This is a genomic window from Treponema sp. Marseille-Q4130, from assembly GCF_014334325.1.
In the GTDB taxonomy this organism is placed as follows: Bacteria; Spirochaetota; Spirochaetia; order Treponematales; family Treponemataceae; genus Treponema_D.
The window spans coordinates 44,374-67,555 of record NZ_JACSET010000014.1; the positions used below are offsets into that span (position 1 = coordinate 44,374).

Consider the following 23,182-nt stretch of genomic DNA (forward strand, 5'->3'; position numbering starts at 1 on the left):
TATGAGCGCGTATTTTCTTGCACTCGATATCGGCGGTACGAAAACGTCGGGCGCGCTGTTTACCGAAAACTGCGAACTCGTAGACGACTATGTATACACCGCTCCGTCCCAAACGTTTAAGGGCGAAGAAGCCGTCTATCAAAATACGAAAAACGTTTTGGAAACGGTGCTCGAACATTTTTCGCTGTCCGTAAACGACGTCCGCGGCATCGGCGTCGGAAGTCCCGGTCCGCTCGATTCGAAGCGCGGTATCATTATCCATGCGCCGCTGATGGGTTGGAAAAATTTTCCGATCGTCGCTCGATTAAAAAACGATTTTCATACGGATGTCCTGATCGATAACGACGGCAACTTGGGCGCATTCGCCGAACAGCGCTGCGGCGTCGCAAAGGGACTGCAAAACGTCGCCTATATGACCGTGAGCACCGGCTGCGGCGGCGGGCTTGTTATCGGAGGAAAAATCCATCACGGCAAACACGACGGTGCCGGAGAAGTGGGGCACGTTTCTATCGACAAGAACGGCCTGCCCTGTCCCTGCGGCAGCAGAGGATGCTTTGAACTGTATGCGTCGGGGAGCGCGATGAATCGGATCATGAGAGAAGATATGCGCAAGGGTATACGGAGCCGCGTTTTCGAATTTGCCGAATACGATGAAAATGCAGTCAACGGAAAAATTCTCGACCGGGCTGCAGCCGAAAACGACGAGTATGCGCTGTCGCTGTTCGAAAAAGAAGGAGAACTGCTCGGTTTCGGTATGGCGCACATCTTCAACCTTTTCGATCCCGACGTTTTCGTTTTGGGCGGCGGCGTCACGAAATCAAAACGCTATTTTCACGAAGCTCTGATGCGGACTTTGCGCGCGTATTCCATCCAGCCGATAGACGACGAGTCGGTACGCTATTCGATTATGAACGACCGCGTCGTTTTGTTCGGTGCCTGTTATATGATACGGGAAGCGCTCGGTTGACGACCGCCGGCTGCGGCAGGCGTAAGTGTTTGAAAAACGTGCCGTCTTATTTAGGGTATCTCGGAAAACTCACCTTTAGCGATTTTTTCGGGTGTCAATAGTATTGCGTAATGAAATGCTGCGCTCATGGAAGCATAAATGTTGCAGTGCGCATCGGCTTACAGCTTTTCGACTTCTTCTTTTGAGAGACCGGTAGCTTCCGTGATAATACTTACGGAAACACCGAGCCGCTTGAGGTTCCGTGCATCTTCGAGCGCTTTTTGATGCGCACCGGCGGAAAATCCTTGTGCTTCGCCTTCTTTCAATGCGATTTCCCGCTCTTCTTCCCGCTGTACGGCGATGTCCACGTCGTAATCATATTCGGCAATTAACATATTCATTCCTTGCAAAAAACTTTTGCAGGAAGTTGCAACTTCCGAAAAAGTTTTTTCTGTGCGCAAGAGTGCACACGTTCAATAGTCGAGTTTGCGTTGCAAACTCGAGATAACAAGCAGAGGCGCAATTTCAGCCGATGCTTGTTATCGTACCTCCTTTGACTTCCGCTGTAAGTACTCCCGCAGAATGTCGTTTCGTATGCATTCTTTGATCGCGTTCTTAAAACCGTTTTCGCTGTCGAGCTTCGTATGTTTCCGCACGGTTTCTACGAACAGCGTGTACTCTTTCAGTGGTTTACAGGCACTCAGCAATTTACTGCTTTTATTATAATTGATATTTATCACGCTGACAACGAGTTCGAGGCTCGGTTCGAGGCTCGGTTTTGCAGGCTGCACGATAAAAGCATCTGACAGTTTTAATGTCACCCGTTCGGGATACTCTTCTTCGCCGTTGTAGAACACGTAAAACTCAGGTGTCGGAATCTTTTTCAGACGCCTCAGATAGCGGTCGCGCGGGTTTTGGATGCGCTCGTAGAGGCGTACAACGTACTGTAAAAATCGCAGCGGCATATTGGCGTTGACTTCATTGAAATTAATCGGCGAGTAATTTTTCAAAATTACGAGTTGATTAATTATGCTGTTTCGTAATGTAATGAGAAACAGCAATGGATATGCGACGTTTGTCTGAAAGACAAACTCGACGTTACTCATATCCGGCACTATTTGGACGGGTATGAGTAACGGTGGATTGGTGCTCCGCAAGTATGATGATTTTACCGTCGACGAGGCAGGCGACATCGTTGCAAAATGCCATGTACATGACCTGTTCGAGGCGAAGCGGTTCGAGTTTTGTAGCCGCATCAAACGTTGTGCCGTGAAGCGCATTGTAGAGAGAAAGGAACTTTTCTTTCGCATTTTTGTCTTCTCCGAAGAGATCGACAAAGACCGAGTCTTTATACCGGCGATTGTGTTTTGGCATGAAATACCTCCGTATATATATCGCGGAAATGTTGCAATTTCGGAGTTTTTATTTTGTGCGACCGGTACCGCCCTTAGTTATAATGCAATGATAATTATTTTTATGACAAAATCCGACACTGCGCCCATTCAGTGCTGTCGTATTCTTTTCCATTTTTTTCGTTTTTCCCTCTTGACAAAGCTCAATTTATAGCCTATATTTCATTTATGTAATTATTACAATTATATAATTACTTTAATTTTTATTACCACATTTTATAGGAGATTTTATGGAACAAACGACAATGCACATGCCCCTCTTGGGCGATGATTTTCCCGAATTGAGCGTAACGACGACGCTGGGCAAAATGAATATTCCCGGCGATTTGAAAGGCAGCTGGTTTGTGCTGTTCAGCCACCCCGCCGATTTTACACCCGTCTGCACGACCGAATTTGCCGCGTTTCAAAAGCTCGTTCCCGAGTTTGAAAAGCTCGGCGTCAAATTGATCGGCCTTTCAATCGATCAGCTGCAAAGCCATCTGAAGTGGATCGAATGGATCAAAGAAAAACTCGGAATCGAAATCACCTTCCCCGTCATCGCGGCGAACGATACGGTTGCGAATAAACTCGGACTTCTGCATCCCGGAAAAGGCACGAACACCGTGCGTGCGGTCTTTATCGGCGATCCGAACGGCAAAGTGCGCCTCGTCCTCTATTATCCGCAGGAAGTCGGCCGCAATATGAAAGAAGTTTTACGCGCCGTCAAAGTACTCCAGATTTCCGATGCGAACGGCGTCGCGATGCCCGCCGATTGGCCTGAAAACGGTTTGATCGGCGACAGCGTCATCATCCCGCCGCCGGGAAGCAAAGCCGAAGCCGACAAGCGCCTTTCCGAATACGACGGTTACGACTTTTGGTTTTGCCACAAAAAACTTCATTAAAATCGTACGGCGAGTAAATCTTCGGATTTAGGAGCTGTACGATCAGTGGGCGAAAGCGCATACGTATATCCGCGAGTTTTCGAAAGAAAACTCGAAGTTAAACGGGACACGCTATTTCAGTGTCCCGTTTAAACTTTCATTAAAATCGTACAGCCAGTAAATTTTCGGATTTAGGAGCTGTACGATCAGTGCGCGAAAGCGCACACGTATATCTGTGAGTTTTCGAAAGAAAACTCGAAATTAAACGGGACACGCTATTTCAGTGTCCCGTTTAAACTTTCATTAAAATCGTACGGCGAGTAAATCTTCGGATTAAAAAACGCTATGCAGAAGGGGCGCCGGCAGCCGAAAGGTAGGTCGGCGCTCTTTTTATTATGATAAATACATTCTTTTTTCGGACGGCGCGGATCGGAAGAACCCGCCTTCCGCACTTCGGTAACCCTCATCCGCGCGCGGGCGCGGACGCTTCGCGGTGCTCCACGCGGGCGTAAGCGGGTCGCGTACAATAAACATATTTTTTAATAATTTTTCACAATGCATAATGTGTTTTCCCCCTACTCACAAGTATACTTTTCATCGGCCGCTGAAAGCTGCACATTTGCCTGTAAAACGTAAAATAAATGTAAAAAAAAGCGCTTGCTCTAATCGCTGCGCGGTGCTATACTGATTGTATATTTATGTACTAGGAGTGTATAAATATGCAATCAAACCATCCGAGCGATATGCGCTTTGTCGACGGCGGAGTGACCGCTCCGCAGGGCTTTACGGCAAACGGCGTTTTGTGCGGCATAAAAGCGAGCCGCAAAACTCCCGATACGGCGCTCATCTTTTCCGAAACCCGCTGCACTGCCGCCGCCGTCTTTACGCAAAACCGCGTGCAGGCAGAATGCGTAAAATTAACAAAAGAACATATCGCTTCGGGATTTTCGCAGGCGGTGATCGCAAACAGCGGAAACGCGAACGCGTGTACGGGCGATCAGGGTGCGAAAGCCGCACGGCGTATGGCTTCAGCCGCCGCAAATGCGCTCGGCATCGAGGTGCGCGACGTGATCGTGTGTTCGACCGGCGTTATCGGTCAACAACTTCCCGTCGAAAAAATCGAAGCGAAAATCGATGAGCTGAAAAACGGCCTCTCGAAAAAAAATCACGAAAAGGCGCGCGAAGCGATTATGACGACCGACACGCAGTATAAAGAATGTGCCGTACAATTTACGCTCGGCGGAAAAACGGTGACGATCGGCGCCATGTGTAAAGGCAGCGGCATGATTCACATCAATATGGGAACGATGCTCGGCTTTATCACGACCGACTGTGCCGTCTCTCAAGCGATGCTTCATAAAGCGCTTTTCGAAAGCGCACGCGCGACGTATAATTGCGTGTCCGTCGACGGAGACACGAGTACGAACGACACGCTCGCGATTTTGGCAAACGGCATGGCGGGCAACGCTACGATCGAGCGGGAGGGCGGCGATTACGACATATTTTATTCGGCGCTCACCGCATTGAACACGGTTATGGCAAAAAAAATCGCAGCCGACGGCGAAGGGGCGAGCCGGCTCATCGAATGCACGGTCACGGGCGCAAAAGATATCGATACGGCGCGCACGCTCGCAAAAAGCGTGATTTCATCGAATCTCGTAAAAGCTGCAATGTTCGGCCGCGATGCGAATTGGGGGCGGGTTTTGTGCGCGCTCGGCTATTCGGGTGCGGAATTTACGGCGGAAAAAACGTCGGTATATTTTTCGAGTGCGCCCGGCGCAAAATCCTCATCGGATCCGCGCGAATGTGATGCGGCGGGCGGCGAAGCGGAGGGCAGCCGAAAGATCGCCGTATTTGAAAACGGCGTTCCCTTAAACTTCGACGAAGCGCTCGCAAAAAAAATACTCGGTGAAAAAGAAGTCAAAATCCTCGTCAAACTGCAGGACGGAAAAGCCGAAGGCCGCGCGTGGGGATGCGACTTAACTTACGATTATGTTAAAATAAACGGCGATTATCGGACATGAGCGAAAATGTGCGGTGCAATCCAAGCCCGCAAACGAAAGCGCGGTGCAACCGACGTTGCGCACGCGAGGTGAAAGAGAGGAAGCTATGACGACTGATACGGCAAACAATTCGGCAGATGAACGGCAGCGCTGCGAAAATCGCGACCGCCCGCTCGACAATGCGCACTGGGCGGATGTGCTTGTGCAGGCGATGCCGTATTTTAAAAAGTGGGTCGGCAAAGTCGTCGTCGTAAAGTACGGCGGCAACGCGATGCTCAACGACGAACTGAAAGCGGCGGTTATGAAAGACCTCGTGCTGCTCAATACGATCGGCGTACACGTCGTACTCGTACACGGCGGCGGTCCCGAAATCAACAAAATGCTCGATCGCGTCGGAAAAGAAAGCAAATTCGTTGACGGCTTGCGCTGTACCGACGCCGACACGATGGAAATCGTCGAAATGGTTCTGTCCGGAAAACTCAACAAAGAGATCGTCGGTATGCTGCTGCGCGAAGGCGGTAAAGCCGTCGGTTTGAGCGGCGTCGACGGCGGTTTGATCCGCGCAAAAAAAATCAATAACGATAAAATCGATTACGGCTATACGGGCGAAGTGACGGAAGTGCGTCCCGACATCGCCGCTTCCCTTTTGTCTCAAGGATTTATCCCCGTCATTTCGACCGTCGCAGTCGGAGAAGACGGGGACACGAATCGATACAATATCAACGCGGATACCGCCGCCGCCAAAATCGCCGTTGCGCTGCATGCGGAAAAATTCGTACAGCTTACGAACGTGCCCGGCATTTTGCGCGACACCGGCGACTCGTCTTCTCTCATCGCCCGCGTATCGAAAGCGGAACTCGAAGCACTTGTAAATGACGGCATCGTCGCCGGCGGCATGATCCCGAAAGTGGAGTGCTGCATAACGGCGCTTGCGGGAGGAGTTGAACGGACGCATATCATCGACGGACGGGTGCCGCATTCGCTCCTCATCGAAATGTTCAGCGACCGCGGTATCGGTACAATGATTTATTGATAATAGTAAAACAAGGAGCTGATTATGGATAAAAAAATTGTTAATAATTACGGAAGCTTCGATGTCGTTTTTGTAAAAGGCGAGGGTGCCGTTCTCTTCGACGCGGAAGGAAAGCGGTATATCGACTTTATCGCAGGCATCGGCGTAAACTCTCTCGGGCACAACTATGCGCCGCTCGTCGAAGCCGTGCAAAAACAGGCTGCGCGTGAAATCCATATTTCGAATTATTATCTGTCGGATGCGGGTATCGCATTTGCGGACGAACTGCTTTCGGCGACGGGATTTTCCGGAGGCTTTTTCGGCAACAGCGGTGCGGAAGCGAACGAAGCTGCGATCAAGCTTGCGCGGAAATACGGCTATATGAACGGCGGAGAAAAGCGCCGCACGATCTATACGCTTGAACAATCGTTTCACGGCAGAACGCTTGCGACGCTCACCGCAACGGGACAGGAAAAATTTCATCCGCCGTATTTTGCTCCCTATGTCGCCGATTTTAAAACGATCAAAGCGAACGATTGGAGCGCGGTCGAAACGGCGTTCGACGATACGACAGCCGCGCTGCTCATAGAATGTGTGCAGGGCGAAGGCGGCGTAAATCTCGTCGATGCCGAATGGGCGTGCGCAGCATCCGATGCCGTGCGCAAAGCGGGAGCGATCGTTATGGCCGACGAAGTGCAAACCGGCATGGGGCGCTGCGGTACGCTTTTGGCAAGCGAACGGCTCGGCTTTTGTCCCGACGTCGTCACGCTTGCAAAGGGAATCGCAGGCGGTATTCCTATGGGTGCCTGTCTTTTCCGCGGTAAAGCCGACAAAGTGTTTTCCTCAGGCGACCATCAATCGACCTTTGCGGGAAATCCGCTTGCGTGCAGCGCAGGCCGCGTCGTGCTCAAAACGCTTTCCGCTCCCGGATTTTTGGACGACGTAAATCGGAAAGGCGATTATATCAGAAACAGTATTTCCGGCTGGAAGATTCCGATCGTCACCGACGTGCGCGGGCTCGGCCTCATGATCGGCACGGAAATTGCGGGAAAGATAAAACCCTTCGATGTGGAAAAGCGCTGCCTTGAAAAAGGATTGTGTGTATCGATCGCGGGTACGAACGTGATCCGCTTTTTGCCGCCGCTTACGATCACGGACGAAGAGATGGACGCAGGGCTTGCAATATTCCGGAGCGTGCTCGAAGAGTATGTTTGAAAGTTTTAGGAATAAAATCCGATAATTTATTGTATTTTGTGAGTTTTTGGAATATAATAAAGATATGGAAGCGGAATGTAAATTTGATGTAGAAAGAGTAAATCGCAGAGAATATCTTGAGCGATTGAATAATTTAAGGCATAAAAAACTTATAAAAATCGTTACCGGAATCAGGCGTTGCGGAAAGTCTACGATTCTGGAGATGTTTCGTGACCGGCTTTTGCAGGACGGAGTTGAAGAAAAGCAAATCATCTTTATCAATTTTGAAGATTATGAAAATAAAGAACTACGGGATCCCGATAACTTATACAAGTACATAAAAAAACGCTTAACGTCAAAAATGAATTACATCATCCTTGATGAAATTCAGAGGGTTCAAGATTTTCCGGATGTTGTGGACAGTCTTTACATCAAGAAAAATACGGATTTGTATCTTACAGGTTCTAACTCTTCTTTGCTTTCGAGTGAGATTGCAACTCTCATAAGCGGTCGTTATGTCGAAATAAAGATGCTGCCTTTTTCGTTCAAAGAATTTGTGGATGCAACAAAACAAGGCGATAATCTTGCAAAAGCCTACAGACAATATGTGACTACCAGTTCTTTTCCGTATGTGCTGGAACTTTTAGAGACTTCGCAGGAAATAAATCCGTATCTTGAAGGAATCTATAATACAATTTTGGTAAAAGATATCATCGACAGAAAAAAGATTTCCGACACGACGGTACTAACGAGCGTAACTCAATTTTTGTTTGACAATATCGGGCTGGAGTTTTCTTCCAAAAAGATTGCAGATACCCTCATATCAAATAACAGAAAATCGGATCCTAAAACAATTGAAAAATATGTGAATGCACTTGAAGAAAGTTTTATTGTTTACTGTGCAGGCCGCTACAATATCAAAGGTAAAGAATATCTCAAGAGTCTTGAAAAATACTATGTTCCAGACATCGGTCTTCGTAATTTTATGCTCGGAAAAAAGGCGATGGATGTGGGACATATCTTAGAAAATATAATCTATTTTGAACTTTTACGACGAGGTTATGATGTTTATATCGGTAAAATCGATACATCTGAAGTTGATTTTGTCGCACAGACGCAAGACGGCAACACCTATATACAGGTTGCTTCAAGCGTTCGTGATGAACAGGTACTGGAAAGAGAATTAAGACCGCTGAAATTAATAAAAGACAACTATCCGAAAATGATTTTGACATTAGACGACGACCCCATCGGAGACTATGACGGAATAATACGGAAAAACGCTTTGGATTGGCTGATGGAAAATTGAAAATCAGAAGAAAATAAATTTTTGCATTGCGCATTGTTGTTCATTTTCACAAAATCCGCTAAAATGACCCATCATGGCTACACATACGACGATCGATGAAGATACGCTCGAAAAGCTGCTGTATCTTTCCAGGCTTTCGCCCGAAAGCACCAATTTAACGATATTAAAAAAGCAGGTCGATGAAATCATCGGCTATTTCGAACTGCTGTCGAAGTACGACGACAGCGAAAATCCCTACGATGCCTATCCTTCGACGGAAGCGGATAAGCTGCGCAAAGACGAAGTTGTGGCGGGCTTGGCTATGAGCGACGTAAAAAAGATTTCGAAAGATTTTATGGACGGCTATTTTCAAGTGCCGAAAGTGCTGGGTGAGGGCGCGTGATGAATTGTACGATACGTGATATGCGCGCGGCGCTGAAAGAAGGATCTGCGACGAGCGCGGACATTATTAAAAAATCGGCGGCGGCTTTCGAAGCGGATAAAAAATCGGCCGCTCCTCTCAACGCATTTCTTGAAATATATGAAGATGCGCTTACAAAAGCCGAAGCGGCGGACGCGGAAATCGCGAGTGCGCGCAGTTCCGGCACGCTCGACGCGCTTTTTTCGGAAAAGCCGCTTTTGGGTTTGCCGTTTGCGAACAAAGACAATATTTCGGCGAAAGGCAAGCGCTTAACCTGCGCGAGTAAAATCCTCGAAGGCTATGTCGCTCCCTACGATGCGACGGTGATCGCGCGCCTCGAAAAAGCGGGCGCCGTTCCGCTCGGCCGCTGCAATCAGGACGAATTTGCGATGGGTTCTTCGACCGAGTATTCGATCTACGGGGCGACGAGAAATCCCGTAAACCGCGATTATGTTTCAGGCGGTTCGTCGGGCGGTTCGACCGCCGCCGTCGCCGCGAATCAGGCGGTTTTCGGACTCGGTACCGAAACGGGCGGCTCGGTGCGCTTGCCGGCGAGTTATTGCGGCGTGTACGGGTTAAAGCCGACGTACGGCGTTTTGAGCAGGTGGGGTGTCGTTGCATACGGCAGCTCTCTCGATCAAGTCGGCATCCTCGCGCATACGCCGTCGGATATCGCCGAAGCGCTTTACGCGATGTGCGGCGCCGATATGTACGACGATACGAGCGCGGATTTGCCTGAAAAAGAAAAATTATTAAATCTCAAACCCTGCGGAGATGCGCCGTTTTCGTCTTTGAAAATTGCGCTCATCCGTCAATTCCTCGAAAACAAGGGGCTCGATGCGGACGTCGGAAAAGTCTTCGACGAAACGCGTAAGTGGTTTGAAAGCAGGGGCGCGAAAATCGAAGTCGTCGATATGCCGGTCATGGATGCCTCCGTCGCAAGTTATTACGTACTCGCGCTTGCCGAAGCCGCGTCGAATTTGAGCCGCTTTGACGGCATCCGTTACGGCCGCCGCGTCGATACGGGAGAAGGCTACGACGAGCTGTACGTGCATACGAGAAGCGAAGGCTTCGGGGCGGAAGTAAAGCGCAGAATCGTCATCGGCAATTACGTTTTATCCGAGCAGTTTTCGGGCGACACGTATAAAAAAGGCATGACGGTGCGCGCACGCATTCAGCGCGAAATGGCCGCTCTCTTTAAAACGTACGATGCGGTGCTCTGTCCCGTCTGTCCGACACCGGCGTTTAAGCTCGGTCAAAAAACGGACAATCCGCTCGAAATGTATTTGAGCGATCTCTTCGTCAACTTCGTAAACCTCGCGCGCATCACCTCTCTTTCGGTACCGGCCGGTATCACAAAGGGGGGACTGCCCGTCGGTATTCAATTCGTCGGGCCGATGTTCGGTGAAGCGAAGATACTTGAGATAGCCGAGGCGTGGGAAGCCGATCATCCCGGCTGCGGCGTACCGCTCGGTACTAAGTGAAATTATTAATTATATCGGCAGATCGCCCGAGTGCGGTTTTTTAGGAATGATGTATGGCAATCGATAAATACGAAATCGTAATAGGCTGCGAAATACATACGCAGCTTTTAACAAAGACAAAAGCGTTTTGCGCGTGCGAAAACCGCTACGGCGGCATGCCCGATACGCGCGTTTGTCCCGTGTGTCTCGGACTTCCCGGTGCGATGCCACGCGTAAGTGAAGGCTACGTCGAACTCGGCGCCGTTGCGGGGCAGGCGCTCAACTGCCGCATCGCGCGCTTTACGAAATTCGACCGTAAGCATTATTTTTATCCGGATTTGGCAAAGGGCTATCAGATTACGCAGTACGATATTCCGCTGTGCGCCGACGGGTACGTCGATTTGCCGTTTATCCATTATCCGGAAGACGAACGCCCCGGCGGAGCGAAGTGCCGTACGGTGAATTTCAAAGGCGAAAACTGCATCGTCGACAACCGATACCGCCGCGTGCGGATCGAGCGCATTCACCTCGAAGAAGACGTCGGTAAATCGCTGCACCTCGAAGGTGCGCATTCGTATATCGACTACAACCGATGCGGTACTCCGCTTATCGAAATCGTAACGAAGCCCGATATCACCGGTCCCGAAGAAGCGGCTCTCTTTATGCAGACCGTGCAGGAGATCCTCCGCTATGTTAAAGTGACGAAGGGAAATCTCGAAGAAGGCAATATGCGCTGCGACGCGAATATCAATTTGAACGTGTGGGAAAACGGCACGCTGTATCATACGCCCATTTCCGAAATCAAAAACCTGAATTCGTTCCGCGCGATAAAAGACGCGTGTACCTATGAGGCGAAACGCCAGCTCAAAGAATTCGAAACCGATCGGCAGCCCTTTAACGCGGGTTTTAAAGTGACGATGGGCTGGGACGAAGCGAAAGGCGAAACGGTCGTTCAGCGTACGAAGAATTCATTCGTCGATTACCGCTTTGTCGTCGAACCGGACATCAAACCTTTCAGCGTCAGCGAAGCGCTTATCGCTCGGGCAAAAGAAGCGGTCGGCGAGCTGCCCGAAACGAAGCGCGTGCGTTTTATGAAAGAATACTCTCTTTCTTCGTTCGATGCGGAAACGCTGACTGCGACGCGTGAGCTTGCACTGTGGTTCGAAGAAGCCGCAAAAAAATCGAAGAGCCCGAAGCGCGTCGCAAACCTCATCCTCACCGAACTGCTCGCAGTTTTAAACGAAAAGCAGGAAACGATAGATTCCGTTTCGATTACGCCGCTGCACATTGCAGAACTTGCGGACGCGCTTGAAGCCGATAAGATCACGAGCAAGCAGGGAAAGGTCGTTTTCGAAAAGATGCTTGCAACGAAAAAGCTGCCGTCTGAAATTATTAAAGAAGAAGGCATGGAGCAGGTAAACGATACCGGCGCGATCGAAAAGATCGTCGAAAGCGTGCTTGCCGCGAATCCGCAGGCTGTCGCCGATTTTAAAAACGGCAAGACGAATGCGCTCGGCTGGCTTATGGGGCAAGTGATGAAAGAGTCGCACGGAAAAGCGAACCCGAAACAGGCGACGGAACTGCTCAAGGAAAGACTTTCGTAAAAGGCGGGATCAACGCGCAGCGTCAGCGTGCGTGCGGCGGTTTTGTCGAAGCGTGTATATACTGTAAAGGACGCTGTGGCGGAGCCGGTCTTTTTTCGCTATACTGTTTATAATGGCATCGATCGATTTTTTGGCATCGGAAATAACAAAGCGCTGCGGCACCGTGCAGCGCGCTCGCGGCTGCTTTTTATATACGCGGAAAGGCGTGCGCCTCACCGACCTCTATCGGGAAGGAGGGCGGGCGATACTCGGCTGGAAGGGAGGCGCGGCGCTGAAAGTTTTTAAAAATACGCTCGACCGCGGACTTGTCGGAAGTTTCGATACGGATTATGAGGGGCGCATTGCAAGAGCGGTGAGTTCGCTTATCGGGGATGAGCGCATCGTCTACGTATATACCGACCGTACTTCAGCGCTGAAAACGGCGTTGATGTTTTCGGAGAGCAGTACCGCTTTTTGGAAGCCGTGGAATCCGAATGTTTTCGACTATCGAAAAATCGACTGTGTTATCGTAACGCCGCCGTTTCCGTGGGCGTCCGCGCTGTATTTTGTCGCAGTCCGTCCGTCCGTCCGTCAGGAGCGTATCGATGCGGGCATTATTCCGGCGGCATGCGAGCGCATTCCGGCAGCCCTTGCGGCAGCTGCGGTGAGGGCGATCTATGATTGTATCGCTTCGGAAAATCGCTTCGGAGAAAAAGATTGGTTTATCTACGATACGGTTTTAACAAAATACTGGACGCGTGAAGGACCCTACCTCTATCCGAAAATCGCGGAAGCGTGCTATGCCGATTTTTTGCTGCACTGCCTTGACTGCGAGGTAGTCGTAAGCTGCGACTATAATGTGCCCTCGATCGTTCCGTTCGGTGCGGACAGGGGCGTATTTACGAAGCTGAAAAATACTCCGTTCGAGTAACTGCAAATCGATTGTTGGGGAAAAACAATGGCGCAAGGGGATATAATACTGTCGATTATTAAACTCGCGTTGGGCGGCATTTCGGCGTTTTGTGCGATCATGCTGTGGTCGAAAACGCGGGATGCCGCATGGATGTCGCTCGCTGCGGGTGTCGTAACGTCGTATGCGAGTTTTGTGTACGACATGATGACTGAACTCGGCGTCATTCTTCCGAATGCGTTGACCGTTGCGGGCATTCCGCTTCCGACGTTTTTGTTCGCCGTCGTGCCGAGCTGTTTTTTTATCGTCGCGTTTATCCTCATGATCAGACGGAACCGGTGACATTAGGCGCGCATTTTATGAATTTCGCATTGTTGAACAGGTCAAATTATTAATTAATAATTTAATGAAAGTCGCTGAAAACGGAAGTTTCGGGAACTTTCAATTATTATTAAATATCTTAGGAGGTATCGGTATGGCAACGGCAGAACGGCATTCGATCGGGTATATGCTTACTCAGATCGCGCTCGGTTTGTATTTTTTTGTGACGGGGATTTGGACGCTGCAGGGCGGCAACGGCAACGAAATCGCGGCTGCTGTAAAATCGGTGATGAACGGGGACACGGCGAGGATCATCTGTCTCGTGTTCGGGATCATCGAAGTGCTTGCGGGGCTTTTTTTGCTGCTTCGCATATTCGTGACGTTCAGTTCTCCGATCGACACGATCCTTATGGTCATCATTATGATCGCGTGGATCGCGGCGATCGTGCTGCTCGATTTTATCGGTAAGGGCGCACTGCCGTCGGGAAGCATCGATTCGGTTTTGCGCTGGCTCAGTACGCTTTCGCGGCACTTGCTCGTACTCGGCGGGATCGTTATCGTAAAAAATTAATCGTAAGCCTAGACGGTGTTGACGGCGTTATCCGACGGGTACGCCGTGTAGACCTGCCCGTCTTATCGTCAGCGGCGGACAATGAAAGGCGTTCCGCTGCGGTATGCGGTGACGACGGAAGTCGTCTGCACTCACAAAGGCGGCGCTTTGAGAGGAATGTTAGCTTGTTTGAAGGGCGGCTTAGGCTCTTGTTAAGATGCTTCGACGTTGATAGTGATATCCGGATGTTCGTTAAAAAAAGCGGAAATATTTTCTATTGTCGATAACAAGTGTGCTTCCATCGCTTTTTCCGCTTCCGTGCGGTTATGCGTCTGCATCGTTTCGAGCAGGATTTTATGGTACTTGATTCCGAGTGCCGCGCCTAAAATGCTCACGATGCTTTTCATAAGCGGCAGCATATGATCTTGCATTGTACTTTGCTGAATAAGGATGAGCGGGTTCTTTGTGAATTTTCCCAAAAGCATATGAAATTTGAAATCGGCCTCGGCATGGCGCGGTATATTGTTTGTCGTTGAAAGCATTTCGTCGTAGCAGGCTTGAAGTTCTGCAATCTCTTCGTCGGTTATGCGTTCAGCGGCAAGACCGGCAATGCCGCGCTCGAAAATCATACGCGATTCCAGTGCCGAAAGAATATATTCTTTGCTGTATACGGTCTGCGGAGGTATAAGAGCGAGCGATGTACCGTTCCGAGAAATAACGACCGCTCTTTTTCCCTGAGCTATTTTGATAAATCCCTTGCTTTCCAAATCCTGCAGCGCCGATCGGATTGTCGTTTTACTTACGTGATATTCGCTGCAAAGCTGACTTTCGGCGGGGATAGCGGAATGCAAGCTCCATTTTCCGCAGAGTATTTTATGTTCCATGTCTTTTGCAATGCGCTGTCGTAACATCATTTTTCTTTTAATTTCTTTTGTTATTTCACTATAATAATTTTTTTCTCCGTTTATGTCCAGTCTGTAATCATGTTATTTATGATTATAACATATAATATATGTTTGAGGAATCATATTGTATGATAAAATAAGATAAGCAATTCATGTTTCAATAATTTAATGGAATTATCCGAATATTATTGTAAAAACTTATATAATTTCTTGTAATATAATAAATTATAAAGTAAAAAAAATCTTGACAGGTGGTATATCGTATGTTATCATAACTTATAATCTAATTAGGGGTGCATATATGAAAGCGTTGTATTTTACGGCCGATAAAATGATGGAATTGCGTGATATCGCTGTACCGGTGCCGAAAAAAGGGCAGTACCTCATTCAAGTAAAGGTGTGCGGTATATGCGGTTCCGATTTTGAAGGTTATATGGGTAAAACGGGGCGCAGAACGCCTCCGATGATTATGGGACACGAATTTGCGGGCGTTATAACCGAAGCGCCGGAGGGCGGAAAATTTAAAAAAGGTCAAAGCGTCGTCGTATTTCCGAAGCCGTTTTGCGGAACCTGCGAATACTGTAAAAAAGGGCTCGTAAATGTGTGTACTTCCGGAATCTGTATGGGTGTACTTTCGGCGGACGGCGCGATGTGCGAATACGTTGCCGTTGATGAAAAATATTTGATTCCGTTTTCACCGGAAAAGCTTCCGTACGATATCGCATCTATGACGGAGCCCCTTTCGGTCGCATACCGTGCCGTTTATAAAATCAGCGACAAAGAACTCCAAGCGAGCGATCATATTGTCGTCATCGGCGCCGGTACTATCGGCTTGCTCGTGACGGCCATGCTCGCCCATCGGAAGGCTAAACACATTATCGTGAGCGATACGCAGGAATTCCGTTTGGAAACAGCGAAAAAGATGGGTGCGCATACGGTCGTGAACCCCGCTTTCGGCGATTTCGAAGAAGCAATCAAAAAGGCGACGGACGGGAAAAAATGCGATTTTTCAATCGAAGCCGTGGGAATCTCCGCTACGGCGGAATCTTCTCTCGATGCGTTGAAAATCGGCGGTACGGCTATTTGGATCGGCAATGCACAAAAGATCGTTTCAATCAATATGCAAAAAATCGTTACGACCGAGCTTTCCGTCCGCGGCAGCTACGTATACGATTTCAACGGTTTTAAAAAATGCGTGGAATTGCTCCAAAATAAAGTCATCGATGTATCGTCGATGATCACGAATACGTATAAATTGCAGGACGGTGTGGCGGCATTTAAAGCGCTCGAAAACAATACAGACGGTAAAATGCTCAAAGTTATGCTGGAGGTGTAACATGAGCGTAAGCGGAAAAACGATACTGATCACCGGAGGTGCGGGCGGACTCGGATTTGCGATGACCGAAGTTTTGCTTAAAAATAAAGCGAATGTCGTTATGCTCGATGTTGCAGCCGATGTCGGAGATAAAAAACTCGAAGAGCTTAAACGGACGGGATATGAAGCCGTTTCGTTTATGCAAACCGATGTGACGAAAGAAGAAGATTGGAAGCGCGTCGTCGATGCTTCAGTCGAACGATACGGCAGGATAGACGTCCTCGTCAATAACGCGGGTATCAATATCAGAAAGCCGATCGAAGAGATGAACATTTCCGAATGGAATACGATGATGTCGGTCAATACGGGTTCCGTTTTTCTCGGATGCAAATACGTTATTCCTATAATGAAAAAGCAGGGCGGCGGCGCGATCATCAATACGTCTTCGGTGTGCGGCCTTATAGGGCATAAATATACGCCTGAAGCGTATACGGCTTCAAAAGGCGCAGTGACGTTGCTGACAAAAGCCATCGCATCGCGTTATGCACAGTTCGGCATACGCTGCAATTCGATCCATCCGAGTACGGTCGACACGCCGCTTGTGCAGACACTTTTTAAAGATCCCGCGCGCAAAGCGGAAAGACTCGGCGAAGTACCGCTCGGCAGGCTTTGTTCGGCACAGGATGTTGCAAATGCGGTTTTATTTCTTTCGGGAGATGATGCGTCGTTTATAAACGGGCTTGCGATGACGGTAGACGGCGGAGTTACCTGTTATTAAATAATTTTTAGGAGGCTGTATGAGGTCTGATGTTGATGTGAAAAAATTGAAACTGATGGCTGCAAAAATGCGGGGGAATGTCGTTGAAATGATTCCTCCCGGAAAAGTCGGCCATCTCGGCGGCAGTTCGTCGATCTGCGATATTCTGTCGGTATTGTATTTTTACCGCATGAAAAATCTCGATCCGAAAAATCCCAAAAAGAAAAATCGCGATCGTCTTTTGCTGAGCAAAGGCCACGCCGTACTCGCCCAATATGCCGCGCTCGTTGAGCTCGGATATTTCGGGCGCGCGGAGCTCAAAAAAGTAAAAACTTTCGGCGGTATGCTGCAAGGACATCCCGACATTGATAAAACGCCCGGGCTTGAAGCGGTAACCGGTTCGCTCGGTCAAGGCTTAAGTATTTCGGCAGGGATCGCTTCCGCACTTAAACTCGATAAAAGCGGCGCGAAAGTATTTTGCGTGTGCGGCGACGGCGAACTTGCCGAAGGACAAATTTGGGAAGCGGCGATGAGCGCCGCAAATTACAAACTCGATAATCTCTGTCTCTTTATCGACAAAAACGATGTGCAGGCGACCGATACCGTACGTGCCGTATTTCCGATGACAACCATATCGGGTAAATTTGCGGCGTTCGGATGGCATGTTATAGAAATCGACGGGCACGATATCAGTCAGATACTCGATGCCGTCGATGAAGCCGATTCCGTAAAAGGGGTGCCGACCGTTATCGTTGCAAATACCGTCAAAGGCAAGGGTTTCCCCTTTGCAGAAGGCAAGGCGCAGTTCCACAATGCCGCGCTCGACGAAAAACTGTACAAAGAAGCGCTGAACTGTGTTGAAATTATGAAAAAGGAGGCTTCAAAATGAAAATTGAAAGTTTGCGGAAAGCCTACGGCGATGCTCTCGTCGCTTTGGGCGATAAAGACAATCGCATTGTAGCTCTTGAAGCCGATCTCGGAAAATCGACGATGAGCATTTCTTTCGGCAAAAAATATCCCGACCGTTATTTTCAAATGGGAATTGCCGAACAGAATATGATATCGACGGCGGCGGGTCTTGCGCTCACGGGAAAGATTCCGTTCGCGAGTTCGTTTGCGGTTTTTTCTTCCGGGCGGCCCTATGATCAAATACGTTCGTCGATCGCGATTCCGAATTTGCATGTTATTATCTGCGGTTCTTCAGCCGGTTTATCAGATTACGGCGACGGGAAAACGCATCAAAGCATCGACGATATAGCGCTCATGCGCGTTCTTCCACACATGACGGTTTTGTGTCCCTGTGATGCGCACGAAGTACATCGGATGATGAAAGCGGCGCTCACCTGCAAGGGGCCGGTCTATATCAGAATTTGCCGCGCAGATCTGCCCGTACTTACCGAATCCGAAACGAGCTATTCCATCGGTAAGATGACCGAGCTTCGAAGTGGAAAAGACATCGTTATTTTCGCATGCGGCGTCATGGTTTCACAAAGTCTTAAAGCGGCGGAAATTTTGGCAAAACAAAATATCGACGCGAAAGTTGTCAATCTGTCGACGATTAAGCCGCTCGACGTTAAGCGATTGAAAGCTTATGTGAAAGGTATGAAAGCCGTTATAACGGCGGAAGAACACAATAAATACTGCGGTATGGGTTCGGCCGTTGCAGAAGTTTTGTGTGAAACGGGAATTCCGATCGGTATGGTTGCCGTAGACGATCGCTTCGGCACGAGCGCCGAAGATTACGACAAACTGCTTGCTGCCTATCACCTGATGCCGGAAGATATCGTTACCAAAGCGCTTTCGATGCTGCGTAAGTGAAAAAATATTCGATTCGGAGATAAAAACCTTTTATGGGGGATATTATGAAAATAGGATTTATCGGGCTCGGCATTATGGGAAAGCCGATGGTCAAAAATCTTTTAAAAGCGGGGCATGAAGTCGTCGTTTACGATATCGTTGCCGAAAATCTGCAGGCGGCCGTGTGCGATGGAGCAAAAGCAGGAAAAAATGCCGCTGCAATTGCAGCGGAATGTCCCGTCGTTATTACGATGCTGCCCAATTCTCCGCATGTTAAAGCCGTTGTTATGGAAAAAGACGGTGTGCTTCAAGGAGCAAAAGAGGGTCTCATCCTTATCGATATGTCTTCGATCGCTCCGCTTGCCAGCAAAGAGATCTGTGAAGCCTGTAAGAAAAAAGGCGTCCGTATGCTCGACGCTCCTGTTTCCGGAGGAGAACCGAAAGCCATAGACGGAAGTCTTTCGATTATGGTCGGCGGCGATAAAGCCTTGTTCGAAGAGATGGAACCGATCCTTTCGTGTATGGGTGCTTCAATCGTTTTGTGCGGAGATGTCGGCGCCGGCAATACCACAAAACTTGCAAATCAAATGATCGTTGCGGGCAATATCGCGGTTTTGGCGGAAGCGCTTACACTTGCAAAAAAAGCGGGTGTTGATCCCGAAACGGTTTTTCAGGCGATCAAAGGCGGTCTTGCCGGCTCGACGGTTATGAACGCAAAGGCACCGATGATGATCGAAGGAAATTTCAAGCCGGGATTCAGAATAGATCTGCACATTAAAGATTTGAATAACGCGCTTGAGACGGGTCACAAAGTAGGAGCGCCTATGCTCCTTACGGCGAACGTGCAGGAAATGTTCGAAATCCTCCATGCGGACGGATGCGGTTCGGACGATCACAGCGGACTTGCAAAATATTATGCAAAGATTTCCGGTTCTAAAATAGGAAAGTAAAGGAGGTTTCTATGAAATGTACGGTAAAAACACTGCTTGCGGCAGTCGTATTGACAACGCTGGTTTTCGCCGGCTGTAAAAAACGCGCCGATGCGTCGGGAGCTCCCGCAGCTTCGGAAAAAGCGGGTATAGGAGATGTTTCGCTCAGAGATTCCGATACGTCAAAAGCCGATGTCATTATCAGATTTTGCTATTACGATACCGCGACGTGGCCGAATATCGCACGCCTTCCGCTGCCGGAACACGCTTATGCGCTCACATTCAAAAGTATGGTCGAATCGCTTTCCAATAATACAATCGCCGTCGAATTGTATCCGGGAAATATGCTCGGCGATACGAAAGCGACGATGGAAATGTGCATGTCGGGCAGTATCGAAATGGTAACCTGTACAGGAACCGTTTCGGCTTTAATGCCGGAACTTCAAGTTATTTTTCTCCCATATGTTTTTAAGGGCGATGAAGTCGCATGGGATTTTTTTGATAACAGTCCCATGTGGAAACGCATGTGCAAAGAGCTTGAGAAAAAAAGCGGTATGCGCATGATTTCCGTCGGGCAAAACGGAACGCGCCATTTTACGAACAACGTGCGCCCCGTCCATTCACCGAAAGATATGAAAGGTTTGAAATTCCGCGTCATGCAGAGCCCGATCTATGTCAAGATGGTCGAAGCTATGGGAGCAAGCGCAACGCCGCTCGCATCGGGAGAAATCTATACGGCATGCCAGACGAACGTCGTTGACGGACAGGAAAATCCCGTGTGGAATATCGTCGCAAATAAATGGTACGAGGTACAAAAATACATCACGCTTGACGGACATACGTGGAGCGAAAACTTCGTTATGATCAACTCGAAGTTCTGGAATAAGCTTACTCCTGAGCAGCAGCGCATTATCGAGCGTGCTGCCTATCATGCACAACAGGCCGACCGTGCGGCCGAAGATCTCGCTTCGCGTGTTCTCGACTTCGATGTTATCCGCCAGACGATGGAAGTATATGTTCCGACGGCTGAAGAACTGAAAGAATTTCAGGATGCGGCAGCTCCGACGTATACGTGGCTTCGGGGACAAGTCGGCGATGCCGTCGTCGACGAATTCCTTGCTGAAATCAAAAAATCGGAAGTGAAATACGGATATTAATCTGATCGTTAAGGAAACTGTCCGAAAACATCTGTTTTTGGACAGTCCCTGAAATGGTGGGTGCTTTTAACCTCCGTAAAATTGTACGGCGAGTAAATCTTCGGATTTATGAGCTGTACAATTAGTGTGCGTGAGCGCACACGTATATCCGCGAGTTCCCGAAAAAAACTCGCAGTGAAAAGAGCCGCGCGATTTCAGCGGCGCTTTTAACCTCCGTCAATTTTATTGAATAAGGAAATATATATGGATATCGTCGACAAAATATGCAAAACGACGGCAAAAATTGCAACCATACTTTCGGGGCTTTTGCTTTTATCGGTTTTTGTCGTTCTCTTTATCGAAATAAGCGGACGTTTTATGGGAAAGAGTCCCTCGTGGACGGAAGAATTGTCGCGCTGGGGGCTCGTTGCAATGTGTTTCAGCGGAGCGAGTGCCGCGTTGTATAATAAATCGCATGTCGGCGTAAATATCATCGTTACCCGGTTGCCGTTTCCCGTTGCGAAAATCTGCACTGCAATCGCATACCTGTGCGGTATAACGCTGTGCATTTTTTTTGGATATTATTGTTTTTTGGCTGCAATGCGTACCGTCAATCTGAAAGGCGATATCATTCCCGTATCCATGATTTATGTGAAAATGTTTTTGCCTCTCGGTTTTTTTATGATGTTCATCCAGCTTCTGGGCGGATTGATAAAATTGTTCGATAAGCGGCTTACGGCGATTGCCGACGCGACAATCGGAAGTTAAGGCGGAAACTATGAGTATATTGATTTTAATTTTCGTACTTCTTTTGGTAATCGGTTTGCCGATCGCATTTGTACTCGGCGGAACGTCTCTTTTTTATTTTTTCTTTTTAAGCAAAGTTCCGATGGAAATGATCGGACAAAAATTATATGCCGGTATCGATAACTTCGTTTTGCTGGCGATTCCGTTTTTTATACTTGCCGGTGAATTGATGAATCGTTCGAAAATTACCGATGCCCTTATCGAATTTTCAAGGATTCTGGTCGGAAAGATTCCGGGAGCGCTTGCGCAGGTGAACATCGTTGCGAGCGTTTTCTTTGCAGGTATAACCGGTGCGGGAGTCGCCGATACGGCTGCACTCGGTTCTATTTTGATTCCCGCGATGACGAAAGAAGGCTATACGCCCGAATATTCTGCGGCAGTCACGTGTACGTCATCGGTTATCGGCCCCATCATTCCTCCGTCGATCGTTATGATCATCTACGCGACGTGTACCGGCGAATCCGTCGGTGCTCTGTTTGCGGCGGGATTTATTCCCGGTTTGATGATCGCTCTTGCGCTGATGATTATGTGTTTTTACTATGCGATTAAACAGCACCATCCCCGCAGAACGGAAAAACTTACGGCGAAATTTGTCGTGACGACATTGCGGAAATCGACCGTTGCACTTTTATGCCCGATAATTCTCATTGTCGGAATTTTTTCCGGTTATTTCACGCCGACGGAAGCCGCCGCGATTGCGTGCCTCTATGCGATCGTTGCGGGTATGTTTATATTGAAAACTCTGACACTGAAAGATATTTGGGAAAGTTTAAAGATAAGCGTCGTTTCCGGTTCCGTCATCTTGCTGCTCATCTCTATGGCCGCTCTCTTTGCACAAGTACTTTCGATAGAGCGCGTTCCCGCCGCAATTGCAACCGGCATTCTTGCCTTTACGCAGAACAAATACGTATTTTTACTTATTATGAACGGTGTTTTGCTTATCGCGGGCATGCTCCTCGATGCAGGTGTCAATGTCATGCTCATTGCTCCGATTCTCTTGCCTGTCGCGATTCGACTCGGTATTACGCCGCTGCACTTTGCATTGGTACTTCTTGTTAATCTCAATATCGGACTTGTAACTCCTCCGATGGGTGTGTGCCTCTTTGCTGCCGCTCCTATAGCTCGTGTAAGTTTTGAAAAGGTTGCGAAGGCGTCGCTGCCCTTTATCGCCGCCGAATTTGTTGCGCTGCTGATTATGACCTATGTTCCCGAATTGATTTTATTTGTTCCGCGCCTGCTAGGCTATCTGTAATCTCCATCTTAGCGTCAGCGGGGGACAATGGAAGGCGTCCCGCTGTCGGCGTGCGGTGAAATCGTTTAAAAACAAAACAGGGGCTGTCCAAGAAGTTATTGCCAAGCAGCAGTAAGGACAGCCTTTTTTTGTGAAAGGTTTGATTTTCGATTTTTTTGAACGTCGTTCTTTTGTTTTACGCGTTCATCATTCGAGCAAGCTGCTTAAAGTCATATCCAATCATCAATAATCCCCATTCAGTTCCCACTTTTTCATTCCCACGAAGATAAAATCTCCTAAAGTGTAAATTGCCTTTTATCTGTCCAAACACAGTTTCACATT

General features: G+C 48.6%; 22 protein-coding genes and 3 pseudogenes. 20 read left to right on the forward strand and 5 right to left on the reverse strand.

What is annotated here, in order from left to right; all coding sequences use genetic code 11:
* The first annotated feature begins 1 nt into the window (after nt 1).
* On the forward strand, nt 2–967 hold the full coding sequence (locus H9I36_RS12040) for an ROK family protein (RefSeq protein WP_187385593.1): 966 nt from the start codon (nt 2–4) through the stop codon (nt 965–967).
* Nucleotides 968–1,125: 158 nt separating this feature from the next.
* Here the strand turns inward: H9I36_RS12040 and H9I36_RS12045 are convergent.
* From H9I36_RS12045 to H9I36_RS13090, 3 pseudogenes are all read right to left on the reverse strand, one after another.
* A pseudogene (locus H9I36_RS12045) lies at nt 1,126–1,347 on the reverse strand (hypothetical protein); the annotation flags it as partial.
* 144 nt (nt 1,348–1,491) lie between these two features.
* A pseudogene (locus H9I36_RS13085) lies at nt 1,492–1,923 on the reverse strand (hypothetical protein); the annotation flags it as partial.
* A 160-nt stretch (nt 1,924–2,083) separates the two neighbouring features.
* Nucleotides 2,084–2,320, reverse strand: a pseudogene (locus tag H9I36_RS13090) (hypothetical protein); the annotation flags it as partial.
* Between the two features lie 268 nt (nt 2,321–2,588).
* On the opposite strand from H9I36_RS13090, the gene H9I36_RS12060 reads away from it, so the two are divergent.
* The 11 genes from H9I36_RS12060 (at nt 2,589) to H9I36_RS12110 (ending at nt 13,984) form a co-directional block, all read left to right on the forward strand.
* On the forward strand, nt 2,589–3,239 hold the full coding sequence (locus tag H9I36_RS12060) for a peroxiredoxin (protein WP_187385594.1): 651 nt from the start codon (nt 2,589–2,591) through the stop codon (nt 3,237–3,239).
* Nucleotides 3,240–3,937: 698 nt separating this feature from the next.
* Complete coding sequence (argJ, locus tag H9I36_RS12065) at nt 3,938–5,242, forward strand: bifunctional glutamate N-acetyltransferase/amino-acid acetyltransferase ArgJ (RefSeq protein ID WP_255422750.1); 1,305 nt, start codon at nt 3,938–3,940, stop codon at nt 5,240–5,242.
* Nucleotides 5,243–5,327: 85 nt separating this feature from the next.
* Nucleotides 5,328–6,254, forward strand: a complete 927-nt coding sequence (gene argB, locus H9I36_RS12070) for an acetylglutamate kinase (RefSeq protein ID WP_187385595.1) — start codon at nt 5,328–5,330, stop codon at nt 6,252–6,254.
* Nucleotides 6,255–6,278: 24 nt separating this feature from the next.
* Complete coding sequence (locus tag H9I36_RS12075) at nt 6,279–7,448, forward strand: aspartate aminotransferase family protein (RefSeq protein WP_187385596.1); 1,170 nt, start codon at nt 6,279–6,281, stop codon at nt 7,446–7,448.
* A gap of 64 nt (nt 7,449–7,512) precedes the next feature.
* Nucleotides 7,513–8,736 (forward strand): ATP-binding protein, encoded by a 1,224-nt coding sequence (locus H9I36_RS12080; protein ID WP_187385597.1) that lies wholly within the window; start codon nt 7,513–7,515, stop codon nt 8,734–8,736.
* Nucleotides 8,737–8,809: 73 nt separating this feature from the next.
* The gene (gene gatC, locus H9I36_RS12085; protein ID WP_016521395.1) at nt 8,810–9,118 is read left to right on the forward strand and encodes an Asp-tRNA(Asn)/Glu-tRNA(Gln) amidotransferase subunit GatC; all 309 of its coding nucleotides are present in this window, start codon (nt 8,810–8,812) and stop codon (nt 9,116–9,118) included.
* Nucleotides 9,118–10,620 carry an Asp-tRNA(Asn)/Glu-tRNA(Gln) amidotransferase subunit GatA gene (gene gatA / locus H9I36_RS12090; protein WP_187385598.1) on the forward strand — a complete coding sequence of 501 codons (1,503 nt, stop codon included), beginning with the start codon at nt 9,118–9,120 and terminating at the stop codon, nt 10,618–10,620. The genes gatC and gatA overlap by 1 nt, the downstream gene beginning before the upstream one ends.
* Nucleotides 10,621–10,673: 53 nt before the next feature.
* Entirely contained in the window at nt 10,674–12,203 is a 1,530-nt protein-coding gene (gatB, locus tag H9I36_RS12095; RefSeq protein ID WP_187385599.1) for an Asp-tRNA(Asn)/Glu-tRNA(Gln) amidotransferase subunit GatB, read from the forward strand.
* 112 nt (nt 12,204–12,315) lie between these two features.
* Complete coding sequence (locus tag H9I36_RS12100; protein WP_187385600.1) at nt 12,316–13,113, forward strand: hypothetical protein; 798 nt, start codon at nt 12,316–12,318, stop codon at nt 13,111–13,113.
* A gap of 27 nt (nt 13,114–13,140) precedes the next feature.
* Complete coding sequence (locus H9I36_RS12105) at nt 13,141–13,434, forward strand: hypothetical protein (RefSeq protein ID WP_187385601.1); 294 nt, start codon at nt 13,141–13,143, stop codon at nt 13,432–13,434.
* 133 nt (nt 13,435–13,567) lie between these two features.
* The gene (locus H9I36_RS12110; protein ID WP_187385602.1) at nt 13,568–13,984 is read left to right on the forward strand and encodes a hypothetical protein; all 417 of its coding nucleotides are present in this window, start codon (nt 13,568–13,570) and stop codon (nt 13,982–13,984) included.
* 191 nt (nt 13,985–14,175) lie between these two features.
* Here the strand turns inward: H9I36_RS12110 and H9I36_RS12115 are convergent, their stop codons facing one another.
* Complete coding sequence (locus H9I36_RS12115) at nt 14,176–14,877, reverse strand: FadR/GntR family transcriptional regulator (protein ID WP_187385603.1); 702 nt, start codon at nt 14,875–14,877, stop codon at nt 14,176–14,178.
* Between the two features lie 292 nt (nt 14,878–15,169).
* On the opposite strand from H9I36_RS12115, the gene H9I36_RS12120 reads away from it, so the two are divergent.
* The 8 genes from H9I36_RS12120 to H9I36_RS12155 all read left to right on the forward strand — a co-directional run bounded on the left by H9I36_RS12120 (nt 15,170) and on the right by H9I36_RS12155 (nt 22,861).
* Nucleotides 15,170–16,204 (forward strand): zinc-dependent alcohol dehydrogenase, encoded by a 1,035-nt coding sequence (locus H9I36_RS12120; RefSeq protein ID WP_187385604.1) that lies wholly within the window; start codon nt 15,170–15,172, stop codon nt 16,202–16,204.
* A 1-nt stretch (nt 16,205) separates the two neighbouring features.
* Complete coding sequence (locus H9I36_RS12125) at nt 16,206–16,961, forward strand: SDR family NAD(P)-dependent oxidoreductase (protein WP_187385605.1); 756 nt, start codon at nt 16,206–16,208, stop codon at nt 16,959–16,961.
* A gap of 19 nt (nt 16,962–16,980) precedes the next feature.
* Nucleotides 16,981–17,829 (forward strand): transketolase, encoded by an 849-nt coding sequence (locus tag H9I36_RS12130; RefSeq protein WP_187385606.1) that lies wholly within the window; start codon nt 16,981–16,983, stop codon nt 17,827–17,829.
* Complete coding sequence (locus H9I36_RS12135) at nt 17,826–18,758, forward strand: transketolase family protein (protein WP_187385607.1); 933 nt, start codon at nt 17,826–17,828, stop codon at nt 18,756–18,758. Before H9I36_RS12130 ends, H9I36_RS12135 begins: the two co-directional genes overlap by 4 nt.
* A 44-nt stretch (nt 18,759–18,802) precedes the next feature.
* Nucleotides 18,803–19,687: a 2-hydroxy-3-oxopropionate reductase gene (garR, locus tag H9I36_RS12140; protein ID WP_187385608.1), complete on the forward strand. Its 885-nt coding sequence runs from the start codon at nt 18,803–18,805 to the stop codon at nt 19,685–19,687.
* Nucleotides 19,688–19,698: 11 nt separating this feature from the next.
* Nucleotides 19,699–20,823 (forward strand): DctP family TRAP transporter solute-binding subunit, encoded by a 1,125-nt coding sequence (locus tag H9I36_RS12145; protein WP_187385609.1) that lies wholly within the window; start codon nt 19,699–19,701, stop codon nt 20,821–20,823.
* Nucleotides 20,824–21,066: 243 nt separating this feature from the next.
* Nucleotides 21,067–21,570, forward strand: coding sequence for a TRAP transporter small permease (locus tag H9I36_RS12150; protein WP_187385610.1), 504 nt, complete (start codon nt 21,067–21,069; stop codon nt 21,568–21,570).
* A 10-nt stretch (nt 21,571–21,580) separates the two neighbouring features.
* Nucleotides 21,581–22,861, forward strand: a complete 1,281-nt coding sequence (locus H9I36_RS12155) for a TRAP transporter large permease (protein ID WP_187385611.1) — start codon at nt 21,581–21,583, stop codon at nt 22,859–22,861.
* A 175-nt stretch (nt 22,862–23,036) separates the two neighbouring features.
* Here H9I36_RS12155 and H9I36_RS12160 read toward each other — a convergent pair whose 3' ends face one another.
* The gene (locus H9I36_RS12160; protein WP_370586975.1) at nt 23,037–23,171 is read right to left on the reverse strand and encodes a transposase; all 135 of its coding nucleotides are present in this window, start codon (nt 23,169–23,171) and stop codon (nt 23,037–23,039) included.
* Nucleotides 23,172–23,182: the final 11 nt, after the last annotated feature.

What these genes read in the sequence shown, in the direction of transcription:
- H9I36_RS12075 (WP_187385596.1), top strand. Translation starts at nt 6,279, where the DNA reads ATGGATAAAAAAATTGTTAATAATTACGGAAGCTTCGATGTCGTTTTT.
- H9I36_RS12145 (WP_187385609.1), top strand. Translation starts at nt 19,699, where the DNA reads ATGAAATGTACGGTAAAAACACTGCTTGCGGCAGTCGTATTGACAACG.
- H9I36_RS12115 (WP_187385603.1), bottom strand. Translation starts at nt 14,877, where the DNA reads ATGATGTTACGACAGCGCATTGCAAAAGACATGGAACATAAAATACTC.
- H9I36_RS12135 (WP_187385607.1), top strand. Translation starts at nt 17,826, where the DNA reads ATGAAAATTGAAAGTTTGCGGAAAGCCTACGGCGATGCTCTCGTCGCT.
- H9I36_RS12120 (WP_187385604.1), top strand. Translation starts at nt 15,170, where the DNA reads ATGAAAGCGTTGTATTTTACGGCCGATAAAATGATGGAATTGCGTGAT.
- H9I36_RS12060 (WP_187385594.1), top strand. Translation starts at nt 2,589, where the DNA reads ATGGAACAAACGACAATGCACATGCCCCTCTTGGGCGATGATTTTCCC.
- H9I36_RS12105 (WP_187385601.1), top strand. Translation starts at nt 13,141, where the DNA reads ATGGCGCAAGGGGATATAATACTGTCGATTATTAAACTCGCGTTGGGC.
- H9I36_RS12130 (WP_187385606.1), top strand. Translation starts at nt 16,981, where the DNA reads ATGAGGTCTGATGTTGATGTGAAAAAATTGAAACTGATGGCTGCAAAA.
- H9I36_RS12040 (WP_187385593.1), top strand. Translation starts at nt 2, where the DNA reads ATGAGCGCGTATTTTCTTGCACTCGATATCGGCGGTACGAAAACGTCG.
- gatC (WP_016521395.1), top strand. Translation starts at nt 8,810, where the DNA reads ATGGCTACACATACGACGATCGATGAAGATACGCTCGAAAAGCTGCTG.
- argB (WP_187385595.1), top strand. Translation starts at nt 5,328, where the DNA reads ATGACGACTGATACGGCAAACAATTCGGCAGATGAACGGCAGCGCTGC.
- garR (WP_187385608.1), top strand. Translation starts at nt 18,803, where the DNA reads ATGAAAATAGGATTTATCGGGCTCGGCATTATGGGAAAGCCGATGGTC.
- H9I36_RS12150 (WP_187385610.1), top strand. Translation starts at nt 21,067, where the DNA reads ATGGATATCGTCGACAAAATATGCAAAACGACGGCAAAAATTGCAACC.
- H9I36_RS12125 (WP_187385605.1), top strand. Translation starts at nt 16,206, where the DNA reads ATGAGCGTAAGCGGAAAAACGATACTGATCACCGGAGGTGCGGGCGGA.
- H9I36_RS12080 (WP_187385597.1), top strand. Translation starts at nt 7,513, where the DNA reads ATGGAAGCGGAATGTAAATTTGATGTAGAAAGAGTAAATCGCAGAGAA.
- H9I36_RS12155 (WP_187385611.1), top strand. Translation starts at nt 21,581, where the DNA reads ATGAGTATATTGATTTTAATTTTCGTACTTCTTTTGGTAATCGGTTTG.
- argJ (WP_255422750.1), top strand. Translation starts at nt 3,938, where the DNA reads ATGCAATCAAACCATCCGAGCGATATGCGCTTTGTCGACGGCGGAGTG.
- H9I36_RS12110 (WP_187385602.1), top strand. Translation starts at nt 13,568, where the DNA reads ATGGCAACGGCAGAACGGCATTCGATCGGGTATATGCTTACTCAGATC.
- gatA (WP_187385598.1), top strand. Translation starts at nt 9,118, where the DNA reads ATGAATTGTACGATACGTGATATGCGCGCGGCGCTGAAAGAAGGATCT.
- gatB (WP_187385599.1), top strand. Translation starts at nt 10,674, where the DNA reads ATGGCAATCGATAAATACGAAATCGTAATAGGCTGCGAAATACATACG.
- H9I36_RS12100 (WP_187385600.1), top strand. Translation starts at nt 12,316, where the DNA reads ATGGCATCGATCGATTTTTTGGCATCGGAAATAACAAAGCGCTGCGGC.